Here is a 4,074-nt window from a genome sequence, read left to right as displayed (position 1 = left end):
TATTCGGGCTTCAAGTTCCGTCACAGAGGGTTTTAGACCCCAGTTTGCAGATCAGGGAGACGAACGATGGACCGTCACAAAAATGAAGAAATTGTTAAGCGAGTTGGACAACTGGTGGAGGAGAGAACAGGCCGATCGCTCACACCCATTCAAATCGGCATTCTGCGAGAATCCTTGAAGGGAAACGGATATGTGAAGATGGCAAGAACCCTCGATCGCAGTGCAGATAGCCTCAGAAAGGAAGCGGCTAAACTCTGGAAATTACTCGGCTCGGTCCTCGGGCAACCTGTCACCAAACCCCGCCTCAGAGAGGTGTTGGAATCGTCGCTTTTTTCCCTGTCTCCCCCAACGGATATTGAGGTGGACTGGCCTGAGGCACCGGATGTGCGGTTTTTTCTGGGTAGAAAAGATGATTTGACTACCCTGCGGCAGTGGATTACAATCGATCGCTGTCGTTTAATTCCCATTGTCGGACTGCCGGGAAAAGGGAAAACCAGTCTGGCGGTTAAATTGACTCAGCAACTCGGCTATAATTTTCAGGGGATAATTGGCCGATCGCTTCTCAATGCCCCACCTGTCGAAGATATCATCCGAGACTGGATTCAGTTTATCTCCCACCAGCAAAACACCGACTTGCCGGACACCCTTCACGAACAGATTTCTCTGGTTATCTCGTACTTGCAACAAAATCGGTATTTATTGATTCTCGATAACTTTGAAACCCTCCTCACCCAAGGAATTCCGGAGATCAAGTATAAATCCGGTTATGAAAATTATCATCAACTTTTGGATAAAATCGCCCAAGTCAACCATCAAAGTTGTTTGCTGCTCACCAGCAGGGCTAAAATCGGTCATTTGGAAACCCTCTCCGGCAACCATCAACCCGTGCGGTTTTTCCAGTTAAAAGGGTTGACGGTTGATGAGGGCAAACGGTTATTTGAAGAAAAGGGACAATTTTCGGCAACTGAAGCCGAATGGAGGCGACTGATTGACACTTATAAAGGCAATCCTTTGGCACTCAAGTTGGCGGCTTCCCACATTCAAGATTCGTTTTCGGGCAATATCGGTCAATTTTTGCAATTCAATAAATTCTGTTTTCGAGATCTCCAGGAACACATCCTCGACTGGCATTTTCAGGTTTCCTCCCCGGAAGAACATCGGGTTTTATTTTGGTTGGCGATACACCGAGAACCCGTTTCGGTCCTGGAATTGAAAGATCATGTGGTTGGCGATATCTCCCAACAACATTTGTCGGACTGTTTGCAGTCCCTGCGGCGGCGAATGCTGATCGAACATACGGACGACAGGCAGCGGTTTACCCTGCAACCGGCGTTGATGGAATATGTCACGGAGAAGTTGATCGAAAGTGTGGCGGAAGAAATTGTTGCCGGGGAGTTTAATTTATTTAGAACTCACGGGTTGAGGCTGGCGAAGGCGAAGGATTACATTCAATCCAGTCAGGTGAGGGTGATTGTCGATCCCGTCATTGCGGCTGTATCGGAAAAATTGCAAATTCTACCGGCACGGCTACCCGATTATTTTACAGCTTTGGTTGCTAAAAGTCAACAAAAATATGCCTTTTCTCCCGGTTATATCGGGGGCAATTTGATTCATCTTTTGTGTCAGTTGGATGTCAATTTGGACGGTTATGATTTTTCTAAATTGGCGATTTGGCAGGCTAACTTACAAGGCATCAGTCTCCGAGATGTGAATTTTTCGGGTTGCGATTTTAAAAATACTGTTTTTACTCAATTTTTCGGCGGGGTTCATGCCCTCGATTTTTCTCCGGATGGAGGATTTTTGGCGACGGGAGATTCCGAGGGGATGATTCGATTGGTTAACTTGGACACGGGACAGCCGGAATTGACGTTTGGGAAACATCGATGGTGGGTGGTGTCTCTGGTTTATAGTCCCGATGGTGAAAAGTTGGTGAGTAGCAGTTTGGATTATACGGTCAAAATTTGGAATGCCAGAAACGGTCAATTGTTGTACACTTTGCAGGGACACGAGGGGTGGGTTTGGTCGGTTGCTTACCATCCTATTCTACCATTAATTGCCAGCGGATGCAACGATCGCACCATAAAATTTTGGGATGCCAATAGCGGTAAACTGTTGCAAACCATAACGGGTCATGACGGGTGGGTTTTGGGTGTGGCTTTTAGTCCGGACGGTCGAATTTTGGCCAGCGGCAGTTCAGATCGGACGATCAAACTTTGGGATGTGAAAACGGGTCAAGTGCTGCAAACTATCTGGGGCAGTCGAAATGCGATTTGGTGCGTCCAGTTTAGCCCGAATGGGGACAAAATTGCCAGTTGTGGCTTTGAAAAAATTATCAGAGTTTGGGATGTGGAAACGGGCAAATGCGATCGCACTTTGTCGGGACACGAGAAGGAAATCAAGGTGTTGGCTTGGAGCCCCGACGGTCAAAGTTTGGCGAGTGGGGGGTTCGATGCCCAGGTCCGATTTTGGGCGATCGCAAAGGGGAGATGTCGGGCGGCTTCCAAACAGTATAAAACCGGCATTCGGACTTTGGCATTCAGTCCCGACAATCAGACGGTGGCGACGGGAGATAATGACCAAATTATCAAACTTTGGAATAGTAAAAACGGCAAATGTATGCAAACCCTGCGGGGACATACCAACTGGGTTTGGTCGTTGGCGGTGAGTCCGGACGGGGAATTTTTAGCCAGCAGTCATTTGGATCACAAAGTGAGACTTTGGAATCCGAAAACGGGGGATTGTTTGCAAACATTAACCGGACATACGGCCTGGGTTTGGTCGGTGGCGTTCAGTCCCGATGGCAAGACGGTGGCGAGTAGCGGGGACGATGAAACCATCCGACTTTGGGATGTGGAGACGGGGGATGCTTGGGAACCGTTGCGGTATCACACGGAGGATTATCAAGGGGGAATTTGGACGATTTCATTCAGCCGCGACGGTTTGTATTTGGCGAGTGGGGGGCAGGATTCGACGGTGAAGATTTGGGATTTGCAAACGGGCGATTTGGCGATGGTTTTGCCGGGACATGAAGCTTGGATTTGGTCGGTGGCGTTTCATCCCCTGAAGGATGAGATATTGGCGAGTGCGAGTGATGATAAAACGATTAAAATTTGGAATTTGAAAACGGGGGATTGTTTGCAAACGTTTCGGGGGCATAAAAATAGTATTCGCGCGATCGCATTCAGTCGCGACAGCCGCTTTTTGCTGAGTGGAAGTGAAGATGAAACGGTGAAAATTTGGGATTTGAAAGATGGCGATTGTCGGCGGAGTTTGTCCGGACATGAAGGCCGGATTTGGTCGGTGGATTGGAGTGCGGATGGTCGGGTGGTGGGCAGTGGCGGGGATGATGCGACGTTCAAGTTATGGGATGTGAAAACGGGGGACTGTTTGCATACCATTGACGAACATCAAAATACGGTGACTTCAGTGATGTTTGACCGGAAATTGCCCCGGGTGATGACGGGGAGTTCGGATGGGACGCTGAAGTTTTGGCATGGGGAGACGGGCCGCTGTTTGAGGAGTGTCAAGATTCCCAATATTTACTTGAATATGAACATCGAAAACGCCACGGGTTTGATCGACGCTCAAATTGAGAATTTGCAGGGGTTGGGTGCGATCGCGGATGAAGGGTAATATCTGATAATAATTCAACTCGACCTACTACTCCCTCCGAATTTACCCGCCTTGAAATTCATTTCAAGGCTGATAGCAAAAGTCCACTCAAGTGGACTCGGCCGGAACAATTGTATGCTGATTACCTGGGCGGTTTATATCAGATTTGATATGAATTCAACTCGACCTACTACTCCCTCCGAATTGACCCGCCTTGAAATGAATTTCAAGGCTGATAGCAAAAGTCCACTCAAGTGGACTCGGCCGGAAAAATTGTGTTCTGGGCCGTTTTTTTCACGCCAACTCCCCAATCATCTTGAGATGATTTTGGCTATTAGCTTGGGAATTGATTCCCAAGCGGTTTCAATATTTAAACCGGCATTTTAGTTCTGGCAGTCGGGTGCGATCGCGGATAATTGAGAGGGATAGAAACCGGGTTTCTCTGAACATTTCGGGTGGGGG

At 48.2% G+C, this 4,074-nt stretch carries 1 protein-coding gene; it reads left to right on the top strand.

The window, feature by feature from the left end:
- Window positions 1-66: 66 nt before the first annotated feature.
- Window positions 67-3,633: a WD40 domain-containing protein gene (locus tag AC0QHF_RS00375; protein ID WP_324702208.1), complete on the top strand. Its 3,567-nt coding sequence runs from the start codon at window positions 67-69 to the stop codon at window positions 3,631-3,633.
- The last annotated feature ends 441 nt before the right edge of the window (window positions 3,634-4,074 follow it).

The organism is Lyngbya sp. CCY1209 (assembly GCF_055795065.1).
Note: the sequence above shows the minus strand (reverse complement) of the source record. Positions and strands in the feature narration are given on the sequence as shown.

Coding starts and splice junctions, on each gene's coding strand:
- AC0QHF_RS00375 (WP_324702208.1), top strand. CDS start 67: ATGGACCGTCACAAAAATGAAGAAATTGTTAAGCGAGTTGGACAACTG.